This is a genomic window from Knoellia pratensis (assembly GCF_042666395.1).
Taxonomy (GTDB): Bacteria; Actinomycetota; Actinomycetes; order Actinomycetales; family Dermatophilaceae; genus Knoellia; species Knoellia pratensis.
In genome coordinates, this window is the sequence record NZ_JBHTDJ010000003.1 from 321,341 (window position 1) to 343,426 (window position 22,086).

A 22,086-nucleotide genomic window follows, 5' to 3' on the forward strand; every position below is an offset into this window, starting at 1 on the left:
CACCTCGCGCTGCCCGTCCAGCCCGTGGTCTGCTGGGTGACAGGCCTCTCCAACCCCTCCGTCACAGTGCGACGGGAAGTAGGGTCAGGCACGAAAGACCGTGGTCGACAAGAGAGGCAGTGCCCGTGGGCCAAGTAGTTCTCGTGACGGGGGTGTCCCGCCATGTCGGTGGTGTCCTCGCTCGGCGGCTCGCGGCCGACCCCGGTGTCGACAAGGTCATCGGTGTCGATGTCATCCCACCACCGCGAGACCTCGGGGGCGCCGAGTTCATCCGGGCCGACATCCGCAACCCGATGATCGGCAAGGTCATCGCCCAGGGTGACGTCGACACCGTGGTGCATGCGAACGTCATCGCGACGCCGACCTTCGCCGGAGGACGCACTCCGCAGAAGGAGATCAACGTCATCGGCACCATGCAGCTGCTCGCTGCGTGCCAGAAGGCGGGTTCGGTCAAGCGCCTCGTCGTGAAGTCCACCGCTGCGGTCTACGGCTCGACCCCGCGCGACCCGGCGATGTTCACCGAGGAGATGAGCGCCCGCCGGCTGCCGTCCTCGGGGTTCGGCAAGGACTCCATCGAGGTCGAGGGTTACGTGCGCGGCTTCGCCCGCCGCCGACCCGACGCCGAGATCCTCACGTTGCGCTTCGCCAACATCATCGGTCCGCGGATCCGTACCTCGATCACCGACTACTTCCACCTGCCAGTCATTCCGGTGCCGTTCGGATATGACGCCCGACTGCAGTTCATCCACGAGGATGACGCGATCGCTGCCCTGGCCCGCGGGGTCACCGGCTCGGCCACCGGTGTCATCAATCTCGCGGGCGACGGCGTCCTCACCGTCATGCAGGCCGCCGCCATCACCCGGCGTCCGATCGTCATGGTCCCGTTGGCAGCTGCCGGCACCATCGGGGGACTCGGCAAGCGGTTCGGCCTCGTCGACTTCAGTCCTGACCAGATGTCCTTCCTCGCCTTCGGCCGGGGCGTGGACACCACGGCGATGCGTGAGGCGTTCGGTTTCAACCCGTCGTTCTCGACGCGGGCTGCGTTCGAGGACTTCGCCCGCACCGTGAGTCCGGTCTATCCCTCGTTCGACGCCGTCACCGGTGCCGTCGGCGGGATCTTCGTTGCGACACAACAGGTTCTGGGTCGAGGGAAGCGCTGATGGCGACGAAGAAGACGACGAGCTCGACGACGACGCCCGCAGCCAAGGCGCCGAAGAAGAAGGTGTCGTCCGTCGCCGCAGGTGCGGCCCGGGCCTCTGGCGAACGCGCGCGCCGCCGCTCCACCCCCCTGCTTTCCACCCAGGCCGCCAGTTCGACGACTGCCCAGCCCTCGAAGGCACGGCCTTCGAAGGCACGGCCTTCGAAGGCACAGACGGTCAAGCCCGAGGCGGCGAAGCCGCCGATCGAGCAACCCGTCGCCGCTCGCACGGCCCACCGTCCGCGGCCCACGGCCAGCACCAAGCCCTCGTCCAAGGCAACCAAGCAGGGCGGCCTACTCCCTCAGAGTCCGCGCGCGAAGCGTGCAGCTGACGAAGCCAGGCGCCGTCACCTGCGGGTCGCGTCCTCGCCCGAGCCCAAGCGCCTCTCACCCGATCCGACAGCGACGCAGACCGACATGGCGTTGCCCGTCCCGGGGATCGACGAACTGTTGAGCGCCTCCATCTCCGCCATGCGCATCGCGGCCCAGGGCGCGGGCCTGTCTCCCGACGAGATCGAGCGTCGGATCGCCGCGACCCTGGCCTTCCTGCGCCGGCGGATCGAGGGCGACTTCTCGGTCGACGAGTTCGGCTACGACGAGCACTTCGCCGAGAACGTCATCTTCCCGATGCTGCGCCCCATCTACAGGAACTGGTTCCGGGTCGAGGTTCGCGGGCTCGAGAACATCCCCGCCGAGGGTGGCGCGCTCATCGTGAGCAACCACTCGGGCACCATCGCCATCGACTCCCTCATGGTCGCGCAGGCCGTGCACGACGAGCATCCGCAGCACCGTGTCATGCGGGCACTGGGTGCCGACCTCGTCTTCCAGACCCCGATCCTCGGGGCGTTCGCGCGCCGCGGTGGGTCGACCCTCGCGACCGGCGACGACGTCGACCGCCTCTTCTCCAAGGGCGAGCTCGTCGGCGTCTTCCCAGAGGGGTTCAAGGGCGTGGGCAAGCCGTTCAAGGAGCGCTACAAGCTGCAGCGCTTCGGTCGCGGTGGATTCGTCTCGGCCGCGCTCAAGGCCGGCGTCCCGATCATCCCGACCTCCGTGGTCGGGGCCGAGGAGATCGCGCCGATCATCGGCAACATGAAGACGGTCGCGCGCCTCCTGGGCCTTCCCTACGCGCCGATCACGCCGACCTTCCCCCTCCTGGGCCCGCTCGGCCTCATCCCGCTGCCCAGCAAGTGGATCATCGAGTTCGGCGCGCCCATCGAGACCGCCAGCCACGGCAGCGCGGCGGCCGACGACCCGATGCTCGTCTTCGACCTCACCGACCAGGTGCGCGAGACGATCCAGCAGACCCTCTACTCCCTGCTCATGCAACGCCGCTCCGTCTTCTTCTGACATGCCGCGCGTCACCCTGATCAGCAAGCCGGGCTGCCACCTCTGCGACGACGCGCGAGCGATCATCGCGAGAGTCACGCAGGACCTGGGGGAGTCGTTTGAGGAGCTCGACATCCTGGAGCGCCCCGACCTCCTGGAGCGCTACGCCGAGGAGATCCCCGTGACCCTCGTCGACGGACGTCAGCTCGACTTCTGGCGCGTCAACGAAGCCCGCCTGCGCGCCGCACTCAGCCAGCCCCTGCGCTAGGCGACCCGAGGCACCCACCAGAGCGGGCGGCATACCCATCAGGGGTGCAAGCGGTTACGCAGAAGGCTTGTACCAGAGTGTGGTGAGGCCCGCGTCTCGGGGTAGGTTCGCGACTTTGTGCATCGCTTCACAAGTGCGTACCCTGACAGGGCATCACCACACCTTCCAGACAGGAGTCGAAGGCCACGTGTCCGCCGACGTCGCAGCTCGCCGGGGTATCCCCGACGCGTCAGTGGCTCGACTCCCGGGATACCTGCAGGCCCTCACTTCGCTCGCGGAGCGCGGGATCAGCTCCGTGAGCTCCGAGGAGCTCGCCGCTGCGGCAGGTGTCAGCTCGGCCAAGCTGCGCAAGGACCTCTCCCACCTCGGCTCCTACGGAGTGCGTGGTGTTGGCTACGAGGTCGACCGACTGGCCTACGAGATCTCGACGGCCCTCGGCCTCACCCAGGACTGGCCCGTGGCCATCGTCGGGATGGGCAACCTCGGTCGGGCGCTCGCGGCCTACAGCGGCTTTGCCACGCGCGGCTTCAACGTCATCGCGGTCCTGGATCGTGACGATGCCCTGGTCGGCGCGAAGGTCGGTGACCGCCGGATCCGTCCGATGGGCGATCTCGGCGCGCTGGTGAGCGACGACCGGCTTGCCATCGGTGTCATCGCCACGCCTGCGGACTCGGCGCAGGACGTTGCTGACCGTCTCGTCGCGGCCGGTGTCCGCTCAATCCTCAACTTCGCACCGTGCGTTCTCGACGTGCCGGATGACGTCATGGTCCGCAAGGTCGACATGTCGACCGAGCTGCAGATCCTCGCGTTCCACGAGCAGCGTCGCACCGGCGAGCTCGATCTCGCGGGGCAGTCGGATGTCACGGAGGTCGCCCTGTGAGCCTTCTCGTCCTCGGCCTCTCGCACCACGGCGCACCCATGGAGCTTCTTGAGTCAGCCGTCCTCGACCAGGCCGCCCGCGGGCGCCTCGAAGCCGCGATCGTCTCCTCCGAGCACGCGGTCGAAGCCGTCGTCGTCTCGACGTGCAACCGCACGGAGGTGTATGCCGAGGGGCTCACCTTCCATGGTGCGCTCACCGATGTGTCCGAGGCGCTCGCTGCCGCGACGGGTATGGCGCTGGCTGACCTCCAGCCGCACCTCTACGTGCACTACGAGGACCGTGGCATCGCCCACGCGTTCTCCGTTGCCGCCGGACTCGACTCGATGGCCGTCGGTGAGGCTCAGATCCTGGGCCAGCTCCGTGACGCGCTGACCCGCGCGCAGCGTCGCGGTCACGTTGGCCCGGCGCTCAATACTCTCCTGCAGCAGGCACTTCGGGTCGGCAAGCGCGTTCACACCGAGACCGCGATCGATGACGTGAGCCGTTCGCTCGTGGGCGCTGGACTCCTCGCGGCCCATGCGCTCGTGGGTCCCATCGAGGGCTCCCGCGTGCTGGTGCTCGGCGCTGGTGGCATGGGCGCGCTCGCGGCGTCCACCGTCAGCCAGGCCGGTGCGGCATCGGTGACGATCGCCAACCGCAGCCTGGCCCGCGCGGAGCGCCTGGCCGAACGAGTCAGCGGCGCCGCCCTCGCGTGGGACGCCCGCTTCGCAGCCCTGACCGACGCCGACATCATCATCTCGAGCACCGGCGCGACCGGCGTCGTGCTCACTGCGGCCGACGTCGCTGCTGCTGCGGTGGCCCGTGGTGGTCGCCCTCAGGTGTTCATCGACCTGGCCCTGCCGCACGACGTCGATGTCGCAGTCGCCGACCTCGACGGTGCCACGCGGATCGGTCTTGCCGAGCTCGGCGAGATGCTCAGCCACGCCGGCGACGTCCCGCAGGTGCGCGAGGCGCGCGACATCGTCACGGGTGAGGTCGCGGCATACCTGACGGAGCGTTCTGCGGAAGCCGTGGCGCCCACCGTTGCTGCTCTGCGCTCACGGGCGCAGGAAGTCGTGGATCGCGAGATGGCGCGGCTCGAGCGGCGCACCCCGGACCTGGACGACGGCGACCGCGCCGAGGTGCAGCGTGCCGTCCACCGCATCGTCGAGAAGCTCCTGCACGCGCCGACCGTGCGCGTCAAGGAGATGGCCCAGAGCGGTCAGGGCGGCAGCTATGCCAAGGCCCTGAGCGAGCTGTTCGACCTCGACCCGCGCGAGGTGTCGGTCGTGTCCACCCCGCCGATCCTGCCCGTGATCGAAGACGAGGGGGTCGGACGATGACTCTTCGCCTGGGCACCCGCCGCTCCGCCCTCGCCACGACGCAGTCCGGATGGGTCGCGGACCAGTTGCGCGCCCTCGGCCACGACGTCGAACTCGTCGAGATCACCACCCATGGCGACCGCGACCGCACGACCCCGCTCGCGACGATGGGTGGCACCGGCGTCTTCGTGTCCGCCCTGCGCGACGCCCTGCGCGCCGGAACCGTCGACCTCGCCGTGCACTCCCTCAAGGACCTGCCCACGACACCCGAGGACGACCTCGTCGTGGCCGCCATTCCTTCGCGCGAGGACCCCCGCGACGCCCTGGTGGCCCGCGACGGACTCACCCTCGGCGAGCTCCCGGCCGGATCGACCGTCGGCACCGGTTCACCGCGACGGCGCGCCCAGCTCGAGGCCCTCGGGCTCGGGCTCGACATCCGCGAGCTGCGCGGCAACGTCGACACCCGCCTCGGGCGCGTCACCAACGGTGACCTCGATGCCGTCGTCCTCGCCCAGGCCGGACTCGCGCGGCTCGGTCGCACGTCGGTCGTCACCGAGGTCATCGACCCCATCCAGATGCTTCCCGCGCCTGGCCAGGGTGCCCTCGCCGTCGAGGCCCGTGCCGACGATGCCGCCACCCGCGATGCCGTTGCCGCCCTCGACGATGCCGACACCCGCGCCTGCGTCGACGCCGAGCGGGCCGTGCTCTCCGAGCTCGAGGCCGGCTGCTCCGCACCCGTTGGGGCTCTCGCCGAGATCGTCCTGGGGGATGACGGTGACGAGCTGTCGCTGCGCGCCGTCGTCTCGAGCCCTGATGGCTCGGGCGACATTCGTCGTTCTGCCACGGGCAGCCCCGCCGACGCAGACGCCGTGGGTCGCAAGCTCGCCCGCCTTCTCCTCGAGGACGGCGCTGCCGACCTCGCCCTCATCAAGACCGGCACCACCACCGCCAGTACCGTCCACACCGAACGCCCCGGAGCGTGACCAGTGAGCACCACCCGCTCGATCCGACCCACCACGACCAACCGCACCCCCGCGAGGGTTGCCTTCGTCGGCGCCGGCCCCGGGGACGCCGGACTGATGACGATGCGCGCACTCGAGTACCTCGCTGAGGCCGACGCCGTCGTCATCGACCAGGTCGCCCGTGAGGATGTCGTTGCCCGTCATGCCCGACCCGAGGTCGAGATCGTCGACGCCGGTCACGGCGAGCACGGTCAGCCGCTGACCCACGCCTCCCGCGCCAAGCTCGTCGTGAGGGCCGCCAAGGCCCACCCGCGTGGGCTCGTCGTGCGCCTCATGGATGGCGACCCGGCGACCTTCAACGGTCTGGCCGAGGAGGCTGCAGCCTGCGTCAAGGCTGGCGTGCCCTTCGAGGTCGTCCCGGGCGTCAGCTCGGTGAGCGCAGTGCCGACCTACGCCGGCATCCCGCTCACGACGAGCAGTTCGCGCGGTATCCACGTCATCAGCGCCGGTGAGAAGCTCAAGGACATCGCTGTCGCGATCGACCCCGCCGTCACCGTCGTCGTCCTCGGGCAGCCCGACACCCTCGTCGGCACGCTCGAGGCCCTGCGGGCAGCCGGTCGCGCCGACCACACGCCTGTCGCCATCACCGAGCGCGGGACCACCGTGCAGCAGGTGACCATCACGACGACGCTCGCCGAGGTCGCCACGGCCGCCAAGTCGATGCAGTTCCCCGCGCTGGCCGTCGTCGGCGACAACGTGTCACTGCGCGAGAACCTCTCGTGGTTCGAGACCAAGCCGCTCTTCGGGTGGAACGTCCTCGTCCCGCGTACCAAGGACCAGTCCGGTTCCATGGTCCGCCGCCTCGAGCGCTACGGCGCCCAGGCCACAACGGTTCCGACGATCTCGGTCGAGCCCCCGCGCACCCCCCAGCAGATCGAGCGGGCCGTCAAGGGCCTCGTCACCGGTCGCTACGAGTGGGTCGGTTTCACCTCGGTCAACGCGGTGCGCGCGATCCGCGAGAAGTTCGAGGAGTTCGGTCTCGACGCCCGCTCGTTCGCCGGCCTCAAGGTCGCCGCCGTCGGTGGCGTGACGGCCGACGCCCTGCGCGAGTGGGGCATCAACCCCGACCTCGTGCCCGAGGGTGAGCAGTCCGCCCAGGGACTCCTCGACGAATGGCCGCCCTTCGACGAGCTGCTCGACCCGATCAACCGGGTCTTCCTGCCGCGCGCCGACATCGCCACCGAGACGCTCGTGGCCGGGCTCCAGGACATGGGCTGGGAGGTGGACGACGTCACGGCCTACCGGACCGTTCGCGCGGCTCCGCCGGCCGCCCACATCCGTGACGCCATCAAGAGCGGCAACTTCGACGCTGTCGTCTTCACGTCGAGCTCGACGGTGCGCAACCTCGTCGGCATCGCGGGCAAGCCGCACCCGTCGACGGTCATCGCGTGCATCGGTCCGGCGACGGCCAAGACGGCTGAGGAGTGTGGCCTTCGGGTCGACGTCCTCGCGCCGGAGCCGTCCGCCGACGAGCTCGTCGACGCCCTTGCCGACCACGGTCGCTCGCTCGCGCTGGCGGCCGAGGAGGCCGGAGAGCAGGCGGTCCGCCCGAGCCAGAAGCGACCCACCGCGCGTCGTCGCGCCAAGTGACTGAGCCGGATCGGCGAGCCGTGAGCAACCCGCTGCGTCCCCGTCGGCTCCGTCAGTCCCCGGCGGTGCGCCGACTCGTCGCCCAGACGCGCCTGCACCCGGCCGAGCTCGTCCTGCCCGTTTTCGTCCGCGAGGGCATCGATGAGCCGCAGCCGATCGAGGCGATGCCGGGCGTCGTCCAGCACACGCTCGACTCGCTCGTCGCCGAGGCGCATCGCTGCGTCGAGGCCGGACTCGGCGGGATCATGCTCTTCGGAGTGCCTGCGTCCAAGGACGCCATCGGCTCGGGTGCGGACGCCGACGACGGCATCCTCAACGTCGCGCTACGCGCGGTCGTCGACGCCGTCGGTGACTCGCTCGTCGTCATGGCCGACCTCTGCCTCGACGAGTTCACCGACCACGGTCACTGCGGGGTGCTCGATGCGCAGGGGCGCGTCGACAACGACGCCACCCTCGACCGCTATGCCTCGATGGCACTGGCCCAGGCCCGCACCGGGGCTCACGTCCTCGGCCTGAGCGGGATGATGGACGGCCAGGTGGCATTCGTGCGCGAGGCGCTCGACTCGGCCTCCTTCACCGACACAATCCTTCTGGCGTATGCCGCGAAGTACACCTCCGCGCTGTACGGCCCGTTCCGGGAGGCGGTCCAGTCCTCGTTGGTCGGGGACCGTGCGACCTATCAGCAGGACCCGGCCAACACGACCGAGGCGCTGCGCGAGATCGAGCTCGACCTCGCCGAGGGCGCCGACATCATCATGGTCAAGCCGGCGCAGACCCACCTCGACATCATCGCGCTGGCCGCGGAGATGTCACCGGTGCCGGTGGCGGCCTACCAGATCTCGGGGGAGTACTCCCAGATCAAGGCGGCTGCCGAGCGCGGCTGGATCGACGGCGACCGGGCGGTGCTCGAGTCGTTGCTGCACATCCGACGCGCGGGCGCGCAGATCATCCTGACCTACAGTGCCCTCGACGTCGCGGGCCAACTCTGACCGGACGCTGGGCAGCGCCCGCGCGCTGACCGGAGGGATGGTCAGCGGCGCGGGCGCCGGCTCAGCTGCGCAACAGGCTTTCAGGCCTGCTGGGCGAGCTGCACGTCGATGTTGATCGTGATCTTGTCGGAGACGAGCACGCCGCCACCCTCGACCGCGGCGTTCCAGGTGAGGCCCCAGTCCTTGCGGTTGACGGTCGTCGTGGCCTCGAAGCCGGCCTTGGTGTTGCCCCACGGGTCCTGGCCCACGCCACCGAAGTCGACGTCGAAGCTGACGGACTTGGTGACGTCCTTGATGGTGAGGTCGCCGGTGAGGGTCGCGCCGTCAAAGGACGTCGAGACGAAGTGCATGGTGGGGAACTGCTCGGCGTCGAAGAAGTCGGCGCTCTTGAGGTGGGCGTCGCGGTCGGCGGTGCCGGTCTCGACCGAGGCAATCTGCGCGGTCACGTCGACAACGGACTTCGTGATGTCCTCGGCGATCTCGACGGTGCCGGAGACCTCGCGGAAGTAGCCGCGGACCTTGCTGACCATGAGGTGGCGGGCGACGAAGCCGACCTCGGTGTGGGTGGGGTCGATGGCCCAGGTGCCGGCGGGGATCTGCAACTCGGTGGTGGCGCTCATGCGAAGACTCCTTGGAGAAGGGGGCGGGGTGCCTGTCAGACGGATCCAACAGCGCCAATCTCATAGATATTTCAACAAACTGCGAGCAATGTGGGTGAACGACAGGTGAGGAGTTCCACCAACCGATCCCTCACCGTTCGCTAACCTGTGAATGTGGCCGCCTCGGAGATCCCCGCGACCCGCTGGCTGACTCCACAGGAACAACAAGCCTGGCGGGCCTATCTGCGAGCCCATCGAGAGCTCCAGGCGGCCCTCGACCGGGACCTCACCGACTTCGGCCTGAGCCTTCCCGAGTACGAACTGCTCTCGATGCTGTCCGAGCAGGACGGTGATCGCGCCCGCATGTCGGTTCTCGCCGACCTCGTCGTCCAGAGCCGCAGCCGTGTCACGCACACGGCCAAGCGCCTCGAGCAGCGTGGTTGGGTCCGTCGTGAGCCGACGCCCGAGGACGGCCGCGGAGTCGCACTGGCCCTCACGCCCGAAGGTCGCCGCATGGTCGAAGGCGTCGCCCCCGTCCACGTCGCATCCGTTCGCGCCAACTTCATCGACCTGCTGACCCGCGAGCAACTCTGCGCGCTCCACGACGTCTTCGCCCAGGTGCGCGCCCACCTCGTCCCGGGTGCCCGGGCGGACGACGAGATCCACTGAGGCGGACAATGGGCGCATGACGTCCAGCCCCACCCCTGCCTCAGCCGCTGCCACACCCGCCGAGTCCGAAGCACCCGCCTCCGCGGCCCTGCTCGAGCGCGCCACCCGGGTCATCCCCGGCGGCGTGAACTCGCCGGTGCGCGCCTTCCGCGCCGTCGGTGGCACCCCCCGCTTCATCGCGTCCGCACAGGGCCCGTGGCTCACCGATGTGGACGGAAAGCGCTACGTCGACCTGCTCTGCTCGTGGGGGCCGATGATTCTCGGCCACGCCCACCCCGACGTGCTCGAGGCCGTGCGCACTGCTGCCGCCAAGGGCTTCTCGTTCGGAACGCCCAGTGAGAACGAGCTGCTCCTCGCCGAGGAGATCGTCGCCCGCATCGAGCCGCTCGAGCAGGTCCGCCTCGTCTCGTCCGGCACCGAGGCGACGATGAGCGCCATCCGCCTGGCCCGCGGAGTGACGGGTCGCTCGGTCATCGTGAAGTTCGCCGGCTGCTACCACGGTCACGTCGACGCGCTCCTGGCCGCGGCAGGCTCTGGTCTGGCGACTCTGGCGCTGCCCGACTCGGCCGGGGTCCCCGCCGAGATGACGGCCGACACGATCGTCGTGCCCTACAACGACATTCCCGCTCTCGAGGCCGTCTTCGCAGTCCGCGGCACCGAGATCGCCGCCGTCATCACCGAGGCCGCCGCGGGCAACATGGGCGTCGTCCCGCCGGCTCCCGGCTTCACCGAGGCACTGCGCCGCGTCACCCGCGAGCACGGCGCCCTGCTCGTCTCCGACGAGGTCATGACCGGCTTCCGCTGCTCCAAGGCCGGTTGGTACGGACTCGAGGGCCCGTATGCCGCCGGCGCACCCGACATCTTCACCTTCGGCAAGGTCATGGGTGGCGGTTTCCCCGCAGCCGCCTTCGGCGCCAGCACCGAGATCATGAGCCACCTCGCGCCCCTCGGGCCGGTCTACCAGGCTGGCACCCTGAGCGGGAACCCCGTCGCCACGGCCGCCGGACTTGCGACCCTCCAGGGCTGCACCGACGAGCTCTATCCCACGTTGGAGGCCACTGCTCGCACCATCGCCGACGCCGCCAGCGCAGCCCTCGCCGCCGAGGGCGTTGCCCACACCGTCCAGTGGGCCGGCTCGATGTTCTCCGTCTTCTTCCGGGACGGAAGCGTCACGAACTATGACGAAGCACGCGACCAGGACACGGCGGCATACGGACGCTTCTTCCACTCCATGCTGGAGTCGGGAGTGCACCTGCCGCCGAGCGCGTTCGAGGCCTGGTTCGTCAGCGGTTCGCACGACGACGAGGCGATCGGACAGGTCGTCGAGGCCCTTCCCGCAGCCGCCCGAGCCGCCGCCCACGGCGCCTGACGAACGCTCAGGTTCGTTTGCGACAATCGGTGTATGAGTAGGTCAAACCCCGCCTCCGATGTGGAGGTTCGCACGGTCGTGCACCTCGTGCGGCACGGCGAGGTCCACAACCCCGACCGCATCCTCTATGGCCGGCTCGCCAACTTCCACCTCTCCGACCTCGGTCGCCAGATGGCAGACCGCGTCGCCGACCACCTCGCCGACCACGACATCACCCACATCATCTCGAGTCCGCTCGAGCGGGCGCGTGAGACGGCGGGCCCCATCGCGGCGAGCCACGACCTCGACATCGAGATCGACGAGCGCGCGCTCGAGGCCGAGAACGCCTTCGAGGGGCGCGCGGTCGCCGGGGGCAGGGGCATCTTCCGCGACCCCAAGCTGTGGAAGCTCATGGTCAACCCGATGCGTCCGTCGTGGGGCGAGCCCTACGTCGACCTCGCGGCCCGGATGCAGGCCGCCGTCGGCTCCGCGCGTGACCTCGCTCGCGGCCACGAGGCCGTCATCGTGTCGCACCAGGCGCCGATCTGGATGCTGCGCCTGGCCATCGAGGGCCGTCGCTTCGTCCACGACCCGCGCAAGCGCGAATGCACCCTCGCGTCGCTCACCTCCTTGACCTATCGCGGCGACGAACTCGAGTCGCTCGCCTACAGCGAGCCCGCCGCGGCCCTGCTGCCCCTCGCCCACTCGGGAGCCGGTGCATGAGCCGTCCAACCACCCGGTATGCCGCATGTCGCCGCAGTGTCGTCGTCGTTGCCTCCGTGGGTGCTCTTCTTGCGCTGGGAGCCTGCACCTCCGATCCGAACTCCATCGCGGAGCAGGCCAAGCAGGGTGACCAGAAGGGCTACATCGCCGGCAACGGTGCGATTGAGCAGATCCCCGTCGACAAGCGACTCGAGCCGGTCACGCTCGAGGGCAAGACCCTCGACAACGCAGACTGGTCGAGCACGTCGGCCCGCGGCAAGGAGATCGTTGTCGTCAATCTCTGGGGATCGTGGTGTCCGCCATGCATCACCGAGATCCCTGACCTCGAGAAGGTCTGGACCGACGTCCAGGCCGCCAAGAAGCCGGTGCAGTTCATGGGCATCGACTTCCGCGAGGACCGCCAGCGCGGCGCTGCCTTCGTCAAGACCCAGAAGATGACCTACCCGAGCCTCACCGACGAGTCGGGCGTGCTCATCCTCGCGTTCGGCAAGCAGGCCCCCACCTCCCCGCCGTCCACGCTCATCCTCGACCGCGAAGGTCGGGTCGCGGCTCGTGCCAACGGTCCCGTCACCGCCACGACGCTCCAAGGCCTCATCGACGACGTCCTCGCCTCCGGCCCGGCGTCCTGAACTCCGTGCCCCCAGTGACCGACACGATCGCTTCCGGAGCCCTGCCGCTCGCCATGCTCGTGGCGGCGCTCGCCGGGCTCGTGTCGTTTGCGTCGCCCTGCGTCCTGCCACTCGTGCCAGGCTTCCTCGGCTACGTGACCGGGCTGAGTGACACCGCGCTAGAGCAGCGCTCGCGCGGTCGCATGGTGCTCGGAGCGGCCCTGTTCGTCCTCGGCTTCACCGTCGTGTTCATCCTCATGTTCCTGTTCGTCGCCTCGCTCGGGCGCGGCCTCACCGAACATCGACAGGTCCTCATGCGTGTCGGGGGAGTCCTGGTCATCCTCATGGGGCTCGTCTTCCTCGGCGTCGGTGCTGGCGCGGGCTCTCAGCGTCAGTTCGGTCCGACGTGGCGACCCAGGGCTGGCCTGGTCGGCGCCCCGATCCTCGGTGCGGTCTTCGCCCTCGGCTGGGCGCCCTGCACCAGCCCCACTCTGGGTGCAGTGCTCGCGATGTCGGCTTCGGTCACCGAGCCGAGCCAAGGACGAGCGGTGACGCTCGCGACGGCATACGCGCTCGGCTTGGGTCTGCCCTTCATCCTGGCCGCAGCCGGCATCGAGCGGTTCGGCCGCGTTGCCGGCTGGGTGCGCCGCCACCATCGCGCGATCCAGCTCGTCGGCGGCGGCTTCCTCATCGCCATCGGAGTGCTTCTCGTCACGGGCGTCTGGGAGGACCTCATGCGCTGGGTCCAGAACGAACTCATCAACGGCTTCGAGGTGGCGATCTGATGAGCCTGTCGACCCAGCCCAACGACCCCCGACGCGACGACATCACCCAGCCCAGGCTGGGCACCCTGGGCCTGCTCCGGTTCGCGTGGCGTCAGCTGACGTCGATGCGCACGGCGCTGTTCCTGTTGCTGCTCCTCGCCGTTGCCGCCCTGCCCGGCTCGATCTTCCCGCAGCGCTCCATCGACGCCGTCCGCACCACCGACTGGATCGCCCGCCACGAGACTGCTGGCCCCATCCTCGACACGTTCGGCTTCTTCGAGGTCTATGCCGCGCCCTGGTTCGCCGCGATCTACCTGCTGCTGCTCGTCTCGCTCGTCGGCTGTGTCCTGCCGCGCTCCAGGATCCACTGGCGAGCCATGCGCGCGCGGCCGCCGCGCGCCCCGAAGCGGCTGGAGCGACTGGCCGCGCACGAGACGGTGACCTTCGACGGGGCTCCCGGGGACGTGCTCGACGACGTCCGGGCTGCGCTGAAGTCGAGCCGCTTCCGCCTGCACTCGCACGACGACACCACCGTCTCCGCCGAGAAGGGATACCTCAAGGAGACGGGCAACCTGCTCTTCCACCTCGCCCTCATCGGCGTCATCCTCGGCATGGCCTGGGGTCACCTCATGGGATGGAAGGGCGATGTGATCCTCCCGGTGGGCCAGACCTTTGCCAACACTGCGGCCCGCTTCGACACCCTGAGCCCGGGCCCACTGGTGGACACCTCCGACTTCGAGCCCTTCACGATGAAGCTCACCCGCTTCGACGCCGTGTTCGAGACCGACGTCAAGGGCAAGGGCCAGTTCGGCTCCCCGCGGGACTTCACGGCATACGTCGATTTCACGAAGAAGCCCGGCGCCAAGGTGGAGAAGAAGGTCATCCGGGTCAACGGACCCCTCGAGACCGGCGGAGGCACGGCCTTCCTGCTCGGCAACGGCTACGCGCCGCACATCACCGTCAAGGATGCGCAGGGCAACGTCACCTACTCCGACGCGACGCCCTTCCTCGCGCAGGACAACAACTACAACTCGGTGGGTGCGGTCAAGGTTGCGGGCGCCGGACCCGCGGGCAAGCAGCTCGGGTTTGCCGGACTCTTCCTTCCCACGGCCGTCCTCGACGACCAGGGACCGCGCTCGGTGTTCCCGGACGCGCTCGAGCCGGCGCTCGCACTGTCGGCGTTCGAGGGCACGCTCTTCCCCGGTGGGCGGCCGCAGTCGGTCTACTCGCTCGACACGGCCGAGATGGCCCAGCTCAAGAACAAGGCCGGCACCGACCTGCTGCGCATCTGGCTCACCCCCGGTCAGACCTACACGTTGCCCGGCGCTCAGGGCACCATCACCTTCGACGGTGTCGAGCGTTTTGCCGGCATCTCGATCCGCAACGACCCCGGGAAGGAGCTCACCCTGGGGTCCGCCCTCGTGGCCCTGCTGGGGCTCATCCTGTCGCTGACGATCCGTCGGCGTCGGCTCTTCGTGCGGGTTGCACCCGCCACCGAGGAGGGCCGTACCGTAGTGAGCATCGGCGGCCTGGCCAAGGACGACGACGAGGGCATGAGCGAGCAGCTCGAAGGTGTCCTCACGCGACTGAAGGAACGACGCACGTGACCCACGAGACCCTGGCGAACGACGCCAACCTCAGCCTGTACTCCGCGATGGCGGTCCTCACGCTTTCCATGCTCGGGTATGCCGCGTACCTCGCTGGGTGGCTTCCCGCCCGTGACGCTGCGGCCACGTCCGTGGACGCGGAGGTGGCGGCCGCGGATCGCGAGCTCGTCTCTGCGGGTGTCGGCTCCCTGTCGTCCGGGTCGGTTACGGAGGCTGGCGTGTCGACGAGCACCACCTCGGAGATCCCGCTGCGGGCCCGCAAGGCCGGTGGCATCGCGCAGACCCTGGCGCTCTTGGGGACCGTGCTGCTCTTCGCCTCGGCCGCACTGCGCGGTTGGTCCGTGGAGCGGTGGCCCCTGGGCAACATGTTCGAGTTCGGCGTCGCCGCCTCCCTTTTCACCATGCTCGTCTTCGTCATCGCCGGCACGCGCCGCGACCTGCGCTGGCTCGGCGTCTTCGTCGTCGCCCCGGTGCTCATCCTGCTCGGGCTCGCGAACACCGTCTGGTACACCGAGGCCGCCGAGCTCATGCCGTCGCTCAAGAGCGTCTGGCTGATCATCCACGTCACCGTCGCGACCATCTCGGTGGGACTGTTCGCCGTCGGGTTCGTCGTCGCCCTGCTCTATCTCGCCAAGGACCGCTTCGGCGACAGCCGTCGTGGGCTCCGGGTGCTGCGCGCCCTTCCTGCCACGCGCGCCCTCGAGCGTTTCGCCTACTCGCTGCACATCATCGCGTTCCCGCTGTGGACCTTCACGCTCATCGCCGGCGCCATCTGGGCCCGGCAGGCCTGGGGTTCCTACTGGAACTGGGACCCCAAGGAGGTCTGGACGTTCATCATCTGGGTCGTCTACGCGGCATACCTGCATGCTCGGGTGACCTCCGGCTGGCGCCGCCAGTCCGCTTCGTGGGTCGCGGTGGCCGGGTTCGCCTGCATCATCATCAACTACGCCGTCGTCAACGTGTACTTCGTCGGCCAGCACTCCTACTCGGGCCTCTGACATGGCGATGGTGCGCTACCTCATCCTGAGGACCATGATCTTCATCGGCTGCCTGTCGGCGGCTTGGTTGCTCGGCCTGCGTGATCGCGAGGAGCAGCCTCTCGCCGTCATCATCGCGGCCCTTGCGTCCCTGGCGATCTCGGCGGTCGTGCTCAAGCCGTTCCGTCAGAAGGCCTCGGCCGCCCTCGCCGAGCGGGTCGACCAGCGCAGTGAGCGCAAGCGCGAGTCCAGTGGCGACGAGCTCGCCGAGGACGCCGAGATCGACGTGCCCCACCGCGACACCAGCTCGGACTCCGACTTCCGCTGAGCCGCCCCCACTCCACGACCTACTGCACCGTAAGTGGTGTGATCACCCCACTTACGGTGCAGTAGGTCAGACGCTAGGCGAGGGCGCGGGAGATGAGGATGCCGACGAAGACGGCCACGGCATACACGAGTTCGTATTTGCCGGTGGAGCCCAGCACGGGCACGAGGCTTCGACCCTGCGCGCCACCCATGACGACCTTGACGGCACCGGCGATGGCCACCACCGCGAGCAGTCCGAGCAGCGCCCAGATGTCCCAGATCGCCATGGCACCGAGGGCGATCACGCTCACGACGATGAGGCCGAGCCACAGCCCCCGCGTGCCACGGTCGCCGAGGCGCACGGCGAGGGTGTTCTTGCCCGACTCGGTGTCGCTGGGGATGTCGCGCAGGTTGTTGACGACGAGGATCGCGGAGGCGATGGCGCCAACACCGACCGCAGCGGCGAGTCCGAACCACGAGAGGGTGCCGACCTGCGCGTACATCGTGCCGAGCGTGGCGACGAGCCCGAAGAAGACGAAGACGAACACCTCACCGAGGCCGCGATAGCCGTAGGGCCTGTCGCCACCGGTGTACTTCCACGCGGCGATGATCGACGCAACGCCCAGCGGCAGCAGCCACCAGGCCTCGGCGATGGCGACGAGCGCGAGGCCGGTGATCGCCGCGAACCCGAACGTCAGGAACGCTGCCGCCTTGACACTCTCGGGGCGGGCGAGCTTCTGCCCGACGAGACGCACCGGCCCGACGCGTGCGTCATCGGTGCCGCGGATGCCGTCGGAGTAGTCGTTGGCGTAGTTCACGCCGATCTGCAGGGCGAGCGAGACGACGGCGGCGAGGATCGCGACCGCGTAGCTCGGCTCCGAGTGCTGGGCGGCCGCCGCCGTGCCGATGACGACGGGAGCAACGGCAGCGAAGAGGGTGCGGGGGCGCGCGCCGGCGACCCACTGTTGGAACGTGGCCATGCGGGTTGCCTAGAGTCCTTTGAGGAAGTCGGGGTCGTCGTCGGGTCCGCGGGTCTGTCGACGCGGTGGGGTCGTCTTGGGGCGACCGGCCACGAGCCACGCGATCGACCCGGCGAACGGGAAGAGCAGGATGACGAACACCCACACGAGTTTGGGGAGGCCACGCACCTGGTGGTCGTCGCTCTGGACGCATTCGACGACGCAATAGATCGACAACGCGAGAGCGATGAGCAGGGGCAGGAAGCGGAGCACGTGCTCATTCTCCCACGGTCTCGAACAACGCTCGGATGGCAGCGCGATCCGGCTTGCCGGGGCCTCGCACGGGAATCGTGAGCACCTCGCGAACCGCTCGTGGCAGGGCGTGATCCGGGAGTATGCCGCGCAGCTGCTCGCGCAGTCCGCTCACCGTGAGTGCGTGGTTGGCTGCGAGGTTGGGCCCGGGGCAGGTCGACCGCACGACCGCGACGGCGATGGCCTCGCCCCACTCGGGATCGGGGATGCCGACGGCCACGGCTTCGGTGATGCCGTGAAGGTGGGACACGGCCTCTTCGACGAGGCGTGGCGACACCTTGAGGCCGCCGGTGTTGACGAGGTCATCGATGCGGCCGTCGACGTGGAGCTTCCCGCCGTCGCCGAGGTGCCCGATGTCGTCGGTCAGGAACAGGCGCCCTCGGCCGGGCAGTGCGGGGAAGGCTGCAGCGGTGCGGGCCGGATCGCCGAGGTAGCCGTGGGCGAGGGTGTCGCCGGCGAGGTGGATGCGACCGTCCTGGTCGAGCAGGACCTCGGTGCCGTCGAGGGGTTGACCGTCGTAGACGCAGCCTCCCGCGGTCTCGCTCATGCCGTAGGTCGTGACGGCAGTGACACCTGCGCCTGCCGCGCGGTTGAGCAGGTCGGGGTGGGTTGCTGCACCGCCGACGAGGACCGCGTCGAACCTCGCGAGGCGTTCGGTGGCTGCAGCGTCGGTCAACAGGCGGGAGAGCTGGGTCGGGACGAGGGAGACATAGATGGGGTGGCTGGTGGCCGGCAAGGCGTCGACGGCGTCGATCCAGGTCTGAGGGGTGAAGCCGCCGCTGAGGTCCATGACGTGGGGGGTGGTGCCAGCGAGGAGAGAGCGGAGCAGGACCTGGAGCCCGGCGATGTGGTGGGCCGGCATGGTGAGCAGCCACTGCCCGGGGCCACTGAGTCGGGTGTGCGTGGAGTCGATGCTGGCGCGCACGGCGCGTGTCCCGAGCATGGCCAACTTCGGGGTTCCGGTCGATCCTGAGGTCCCCACGACCACGGCGAGGTCGCGTGGAAGGCCACCCACATCGTGAGGTGGGAGGACCGGGGGAGGTGAGCTGGCGGCATACGGGGCAATGGGATGACCGCCCTCGAGAGCGAGCGCGAGGCGCGGCAGGGCGTCGAGCACTGCGGCGCCGGCGGGCACGGCGAGCGGCTCGATCCTCATGCGGCTCACTCTAGGCAGCGCGCCTCATCGTGAGGATGATGGGCGCATGGACCCTGAGTTCGCGGCATACCTCGAGCGGGTCCGGGCACACCGGGCTGAGCTGGGCGAGTCACTCGCCGCGCTCGATGCTGCGCTGGCGCTGCCCGTTGGGCTGGGGGTGCTGTGGCGGCGGCGAGTTCGGGCTGCGTTGACCGAGCTGGAGCATGACCTGCGCGACCATCGCTCCATCACTGAAGAACCTGGCGGTCTGTATGCCGACGCCGTGGCTCGTGCGCCCCGGCTCGCATCTGTGTCCAAGGTCCAGATGGACGAGCACCTCGACTTCGTCGAGATCGTCCAGCGCCTGCTGGGTGAGCGTGAGGCCGGGCTCGAGAGCGCCGAAGCCGTTGCGGCACACCGGGAAGCGGCCACCGAGCTCGTGGGTCGGATCGTCCGGCACCGGCAGCGCGGGGCGGACCTCATCTATGAGGCCTACGAGGTCGACATCGGCGGGTCCGGTTGACTTCTTGCCGCCCCAACGCGGCTGGTCGCCGCGTGGGTCAGAAGTACCAGGGGAAGGGGGACCAGTCGGGGTCACGCTTCTCGAGGAACTGGTCGCGCCCCTCGACGGCTTCGTCGGTCATGTAGGCCAGGCGCGTCGCCTCGCCGGCGAAGACCTGCTGGCCCATGAGCCCGTCGTCGACGAGGTTGAACGAGAACTTGAGCATGCGCTGGGCCTGCGGGGACTTGGACATGATCTCGCGGGCGACCTGGAGCGCGTCGGCCTCGAGCTCGGCGTGGGCCGAGACGATGTTGACTGCGCCCATGCGGTGCATGTCGTCGGCGGTATAGGTGCGGCCGAGGAAGAAGATCTCGCGGGCGAACTTCTGCCCGACCATCTTGGCGAGGTAGGCCGAGCCGTAGCCGCCGTCGAACGAGCCCACGTCGGCGTCGGTCTGCTTGAAGCGGGCGTGCTCGCGCGACGCCATCGTCAGGTCGCAGACGACATGGAGCGAGTGGCCGCCACCGGCCGCCCAGCCGTTGACGAGGGAGATGACGACCTTGGGCATCGTGCGGATGAGGCGCTGCACCTCGAGGATGTGGAGGCGGCCGCCCTCGGCCTTGACCCGTCGCTCGTCGACGCCAGCGGCGGTGACGTCGTCGGTGTCCGCCGCGGCGTACTGGTAACCCGAACGGCCACGGATGCGCTGGTCCCCACCGGAGCAGAACGCCCACTTGCCCTCGCTGCCGGTGCCGCTGGGGCCCGGGCCGTTGCCGGTGAGGAGGACGACGCCGACGTCGGAGCTGCGGCGGGCGTGGTCGAGAGCGCGGTAGAGCTCGTCGACGGTGTGGGGCCGGAAGGCGTTGAGCACCTCGGGCCGGTCGAACGCGATGCGCACCGCACCCAGGCCACGCGCCCGGTGGTAGGTGATGTCCGTGAAGTCGAAGCCCTCGACCTCATCCCACGCCGTCGGGTCGAACGTCTCACTCACACCATCGATCGCAGTCACGTGTCGGAGCCTAACGGCGCCTTCGTTGATGGCTCCCCGAGGATCGTGACGTCGAGGTCCGCGAAGCGTCGGAAGCCACGGTCGTAGGTCGTGAAGCGTGCTCCCAATGCTTGGGCCTGAGCGGCCAGCCAGACGTCACTGAGCTCGGAACCCCGGACCCCCAGCCTCAGGACCAGATCATGGAAAAGGCCCCACGTCGCTGCCATGGAAGGGGCAGGCAGGGCCGCCGGTGCACCGCGGACGGCCGCGCAGAACTCAAGCGCTTCCTCGGGGCGCAGGGGATGTGACATGAGTCGTCGATGGGTCACGATGCGCGCCGTGCTCACCAAGGTTGACTCGAGAACTGCCACGGTCTCGGCCCCGCCGAGAGCAGCCTCGAGCACGCGTCGCGCCTCCTCGTGGTGCTCGCTGGTCCGGTCGATCGCATACACGAAGACATTGACGTCGAAGACGATCACGCGATGGGCTCGTTGTCGCCCAGCGCCTCGGCCAGGGCCTCCTTGTCCAGGATGTCCACGAGCACGCCGCCTCCCCCGAACGTGGGGAGCGTGAAGTCCACTCGCTCGGATGACTGACCGCGCACGAGATGCTCTCGCAGGGCTGCCTCCAAGACGCTGCTCACAGTCCGGTTGTCGCGCGCAGCCTCGAGACGAGCGGCCTTGAGCAGATCGTCAGAGATGGTCACCGTGGTTCGCACGACATCAGTGCATCACGGTGATACATCACGATGCAATGCCCTGTGGATAACTCGCCGGGTCGTGCCGAGATTTCTGGCACCGTTCGACATCCGGTCGGTGCCCTGCCGCCCGAGACGATGCCGGAGGTGGACGCATGAACGACAACATCCTGAACTTCGATCGCGATCGGTACACCGAGCCCCACTGGGGAGCCCGCGCCGACGACTATTTCGACCATGACGAGTACGCCACCCGCGATCTCGGGGACTACACCGAAATCGTGGTCATGGACGGCCGCGTCATCGACGTGCGCACACATCGAGCCGGAGGCAGCGAATACGAGTGCGCGGCCATGGAGCTCGGCCGAGGCAAGCCGAAGACGCCGCCTCCACCTCCGCCGGCACCTCCCAGGGCCGCGCGGCACGAGCAGATCCTCACGTGGCTGTCCCTCGTCGTGGGTGGTGACGAGCACCTGCGGGCGCTTGCTTGCGAGCCGCTACCCGCCGAGGACCTCGACCTGACGGACCTTCGTGCCGACCTCCGTGAGCGACTCGTGGCCATTGACCGCGAACTCACGCGCGTGACCGAACTCGTCCTCGGTCCGGAGGTGCGGACCGCTGCCCGTCGCCTTCTGGTGCGAGCGGTGGCGGCGCAGCCTGCTCTGCTTCGGGGTGTGGCCGGCGACGAAGTGATGGCCTGCGCTGCCCTGACGGCAGTCGCCAAGGCAAATGATCTGGTGGGTCAGGGGCGCGTCGTCCCCGTCACGTTGCTGCGCACGCTCTTCAACCTGAGGTCGGCGCCGAACGACAAGGTGCAGTCGATGACGCGGGCGGTCGCGCCGCAGACCTCTCTCCTGAGTGGGTGGGAGCGACCGATCCTTGACGTGCCCATTCTCGGAACGCCCGACCTCCTGGTCGGTTCCTTCCGGGAGGGCGTGATCGTTGCGCGTGACGCGGGCCTGCGTCTTCGGGCGGCGACCCCGGACCAGGCCAGTCCGGTCCTGGGCTGATTTCCAGCGGCAGGGTCAGCGCTGCCAGCTGTAGTTGTGCGTGTCCTCGGCCTTGGCGAGTTCCTCGGGAACGACGACAAAGTGCGTCACCTCGGCCGACGCCTCGACGATGGCTCCGCCCGGGTCGACAGTCTCGAGATGTGCGCGCAGGGCCTGCTCGGCGAAGTCGTTCCACGACAGGCCAGACCTCTTGGCGTAGCCGCGGGCCTGCTTGAGGAGTGCCGAGTCGATGCCGATCGTGGTTTGCATGCCTCCATGGCATCCCACCTGGCCAGCCTTGGCAAGGGATGAGCGCGACTAGGTTTGGC

The 22,086-nt window shown here is 69.1% G+C and carries 26 protein-coding genes; 18 read left to right on the plus strand and 8 right to left on the minus strand.

Annotation, left to right across the window (positions count from 1 at the left end):
• Window positions 1-143: 143 nt before the first annotated feature.
• The 8 genes from ACFQRE_RS11340 (at window position 144) to hemB (ending at window position 8,574) form a co-directional block, all read left to right on the plus strand.
• Window positions 144-1,160, plus strand: a complete 1,017-nt coding sequence (locus ACFQRE_RS11340) for an NAD-dependent epimerase/dehydratase family protein (protein WP_380122294.1) — start codon at window positions 144-146, stop codon at window positions 1,158-1,160.
• On the plus strand, window positions 1,160-2,545 hold the full coding sequence (locus ACFQRE_RS11345; RefSeq protein ID WP_380122296.1) for a 1-acyl-sn-glycerol-3-phosphate acyltransferase: 1,386 nt from the start codon (window positions 1,160-1,162) through the stop codon (window positions 2,543-2,545). Before ACFQRE_RS11340 ends, ACFQRE_RS11345 begins: the two co-directional genes overlap by 1 nt.
• Window position 2,546: 1 nt before the next feature.
• A complete protein-coding gene (locus ACFQRE_RS11350) occupies window positions 2,547-2,792 on the plus strand; it encodes a glutaredoxin family protein (RefSeq protein WP_380122298.1) in 246 nt (81 codons plus the stop codon).
• Between the two features lie 187 nt (window positions 2,793-2,979).
• Complete coding sequence (locus ACFQRE_RS11355; RefSeq protein ID WP_380122300.1) at window positions 2,980-3,672, plus strand: redox-sensing transcriptional repressor Rex; 693 nt, start codon at window positions 2,980-2,982, stop codon at window positions 3,670-3,672.
• Window positions 3,669-4,994, plus strand: a complete 1,326-nt coding sequence (locus ACFQRE_RS11360) for a glutamyl-tRNA reductase (RefSeq protein WP_380122302.1) — start codon at window positions 3,669-3,671, stop codon at window positions 4,992-4,994. The genes ACFQRE_RS11355 and ACFQRE_RS11360 overlap by 4 nt, the downstream gene beginning before the upstream one ends.
• A complete protein-coding gene (gene hemC / locus ACFQRE_RS11365; protein ID WP_380122304.1) occupies window positions 4,991-5,956 on the plus strand; it encodes a hydroxymethylbilane synthase in 966 nt (321 codons plus the stop codon). The genes ACFQRE_RS11360 and hemC overlap by 4 nt, the downstream gene beginning before the upstream one ends.
• Window positions 5,957-5,959: 3 nt before the next feature.
• Window positions 5,960-7,585: a bifunctional uroporphyrinogen-III C-methyltransferase/uroporphyrinogen-III synthase gene (locus tag ACFQRE_RS11370; protein ID WP_380122306.1), complete on the plus strand. Its 1,626-nt coding sequence runs from the start codon at window positions 5,960-5,962 to the stop codon at window positions 7,583-7,585.
• Window positions 7,582-8,574: a porphobilinogen synthase gene (gene hemB / locus ACFQRE_RS11375; RefSeq protein ID WP_380122308.1), complete on the plus strand. Its 993-nt coding sequence runs from the start codon at window positions 7,582-7,584 to the stop codon at window positions 8,572-8,574. Before ACFQRE_RS11370 ends, hemB begins: the two co-directional genes overlap by 4 nt.
• A gap of 80 nt (window positions 8,575-8,654) precedes the next feature.
• On the opposite strand, the gene ACFQRE_RS11380 is transcribed toward hemB, so the two are convergent.
• A complete protein-coding gene (locus tag ACFQRE_RS11380) occupies window positions 8,655-9,194 on the minus strand; it encodes a YceI family protein (protein ID WP_380122311.1) in 540 nt (179 codons plus the stop codon).
• A 153-nt stretch (window positions 9,195-9,347) separates the two neighbouring features.
• Here ACFQRE_RS11380 and ACFQRE_RS11385 point away from each other — a divergent pair, with 153 nt between their 5' ends.
• From ACFQRE_RS11385 to ACFQRE_RS11420, 8 genes are read left to right on the plus strand one after another with little or no spacing between them, the layout of a single operon-like run.
• Entirely contained in the window at window positions 9,348-9,842 is a 495-nt protein-coding gene (locus ACFQRE_RS11385) for a MarR family winged helix-turn-helix transcriptional regulator (protein ID WP_449274547.1), read from the plus strand.
• Window positions 9,843-9,858: 16 nt separating this feature from the next.
• On the plus strand, window positions 9,859-11,211 hold the full coding sequence (gene hemL, locus ACFQRE_RS11390) for a glutamate-1-semialdehyde 2,1-aminomutase (RefSeq protein ID WP_380122315.1): 1,353 nt from the start codon (window positions 9,859-9,861) through the stop codon (window positions 11,209-11,211).
• Between the two features lie 33 nt (window positions 11,212-11,244).
• Window positions 11,245-11,913, plus strand: coding sequence for a histidine phosphatase family protein (locus tag ACFQRE_RS11395; protein WP_380122317.1), 669 nt, complete (start codon window positions 11,245-11,247; stop codon window positions 11,911-11,913).
• Entirely contained in the window at window positions 11,910-12,542 is a 633-nt protein-coding gene (locus tag ACFQRE_RS11400) for a TlpA family protein disulfide reductase (RefSeq protein ID WP_380122320.1), read from the plus strand. Before ACFQRE_RS11395 ends, ACFQRE_RS11400 begins: the two co-directional genes overlap by 4 nt.
• A 14-nt stretch (window positions 12,543-12,556) precedes the next feature.
• Window positions 12,557-13,306: a cytochrome c biogenesis CcdA family protein gene (locus ACFQRE_RS11405; protein ID WP_380122322.1), complete on the plus strand. Its 750-nt coding sequence runs from the start codon at window positions 12,557-12,559 to the stop codon at window positions 13,304-13,306.
• Complete coding sequence (resB, locus tag ACFQRE_RS11410; RefSeq protein WP_380122324.1) at window positions 13,306-14,892, plus strand: cytochrome c biogenesis protein ResB; 1,587 nt, start codon at window positions 13,306-13,308, stop codon at window positions 14,890-14,892. Before ACFQRE_RS11405 ends, resB begins: the two co-directional genes overlap by 1 nt.
• Window positions 14,889-15,890, plus strand: a complete 1,002-nt coding sequence (ccsB, locus tag ACFQRE_RS11415; protein WP_380122326.1) for a c-type cytochrome biogenesis protein CcsB — start codon at window positions 14,889-14,891, stop codon at window positions 15,888-15,890. The genes resB and ccsB overlap by 4 nt, the downstream gene beginning before the upstream one ends.
• A gap of 7 nt (window positions 15,891-15,897) precedes the next feature.
• On the plus strand, window positions 15,898-16,197 hold the full coding sequence (locus ACFQRE_RS11420; RefSeq protein ID WP_380124249.1) for a DUF4229 domain-containing protein: 300 nt from the start codon (window positions 15,898-15,900) through the stop codon (window positions 16,195-16,197).
• Window positions 16,198-16,270: 73 nt separating this feature from the next.
• Here the strand turns inward: ACFQRE_RS11420 and ACFQRE_RS11425 are convergent, their stop codons facing one another.
• From ACFQRE_RS11425 to menE, 3 genes are read right to left on the minus strand one after another with little or no spacing between them, the layout of a single operon-like run.
• Window positions 16,271-17,155, minus strand: a complete 885-nt coding sequence (locus ACFQRE_RS11425) for a 1,4-dihydroxy-2-naphthoate polyprenyltransferase (protein WP_380122328.1) — start codon at window positions 17,153-17,155, stop codon at window positions 16,271-16,273.
• 9 nt (window positions 17,156-17,164) lie between these two features.
• On the minus strand, window positions 17,165-17,407 hold the full coding sequence (locus ACFQRE_RS11430; RefSeq protein ID WP_380122330.1) for a PLDc N-terminal domain-containing protein: 243 nt from the start codon (window positions 17,405-17,407) through the stop codon (window positions 17,165-17,167).
• A gap of 4 nt (window positions 17,408-17,411) precedes the next feature.
• The gene (menE, locus tag ACFQRE_RS11435) at window positions 17,412-18,602 is read right to left on the minus strand and encodes an o-succinylbenzoate--CoA ligase (protein WP_380122332.1); all 1,191 of its coding nucleotides are present in this window, start codon (window positions 18,600-18,602) and stop codon (window positions 17,412-17,414) included.
• A 46-nt stretch (window positions 18,603-18,648) separates the two neighbouring features.
• Between menE and ACFQRE_RS11440 the strand changes: the two genes are divergently transcribed.
• Window positions 18,649-19,104 (plus strand): hypothetical protein, encoded by a 456-nt coding sequence (locus tag ACFQRE_RS11440; protein ID WP_380122334.1) that lies wholly within the window; start codon window positions 18,649-18,651, stop codon window positions 19,102-19,104.
• 37 nt (window positions 19,105-19,141) lie between these two features.
• On the opposite strand, the gene ACFQRE_RS11445 is transcribed toward ACFQRE_RS11440, so the two are convergent.
• From ACFQRE_RS11445 to ACFQRE_RS11455, 3 genes are read right to left on the minus strand one after another with little or no spacing between them, the layout of a single operon-like run.
• Window positions 19,142-20,092, minus strand: a complete 951-nt coding sequence (locus ACFQRE_RS11445) for a 1,4-dihydroxy-2-naphthoyl-CoA synthase (RefSeq protein WP_380122336.1) — start codon at window positions 20,090-20,092, stop codon at window positions 19,142-19,144.
• Window positions 20,089-20,550 (minus strand): TA system VapC family ribonuclease toxin, encoded by a 462-nt coding sequence (locus ACFQRE_RS11450; RefSeq protein ID WP_380122339.1) that lies wholly within the window; start codon window positions 20,548-20,550, stop codon window positions 20,089-20,091. The genes ACFQRE_RS11445 and ACFQRE_RS11450 overlap by 4 nt, the downstream gene beginning before the upstream one ends.
• Window positions 20,547-20,789 carry a hypothetical protein gene (locus tag ACFQRE_RS11455; RefSeq protein ID WP_380122341.1) on the minus strand — a complete coding sequence of 81 codons (243 nt, stop codon included), beginning with the start codon at window positions 20,787-20,789 and terminating at the stop codon, window positions 20,547-20,549. The genes ACFQRE_RS11450 and ACFQRE_RS11455 overlap by 4 nt, the downstream gene beginning before the upstream one ends.
• Before the next feature lie 134 nt (window positions 20,790-20,923).
• On the opposite strand from ACFQRE_RS11455, the gene ACFQRE_RS11460 reads away from it, so the two are divergent.
• Window positions 20,924-21,778, plus strand: a complete 855-nt coding sequence (locus tag ACFQRE_RS11460) for a hypothetical protein (protein WP_380122343.1) — start codon at window positions 20,924-20,926, stop codon at window positions 21,776-21,778.
• A 15-nt stretch (window positions 21,779-21,793) separates the two neighbouring features.
• Here the strand turns inward: ACFQRE_RS11460 and ACFQRE_RS11465 are convergent, their stop codons facing one another.
• Window positions 21,794-22,027 (minus strand): hypothetical protein, encoded by a 234-nt coding sequence (locus ACFQRE_RS11465; protein WP_380122345.1) that lies wholly within the window; start codon window positions 22,025-22,027, stop codon window positions 21,794-21,796.
• Window positions 22,028-22,086 lie beyond the last annotated feature (59 nt).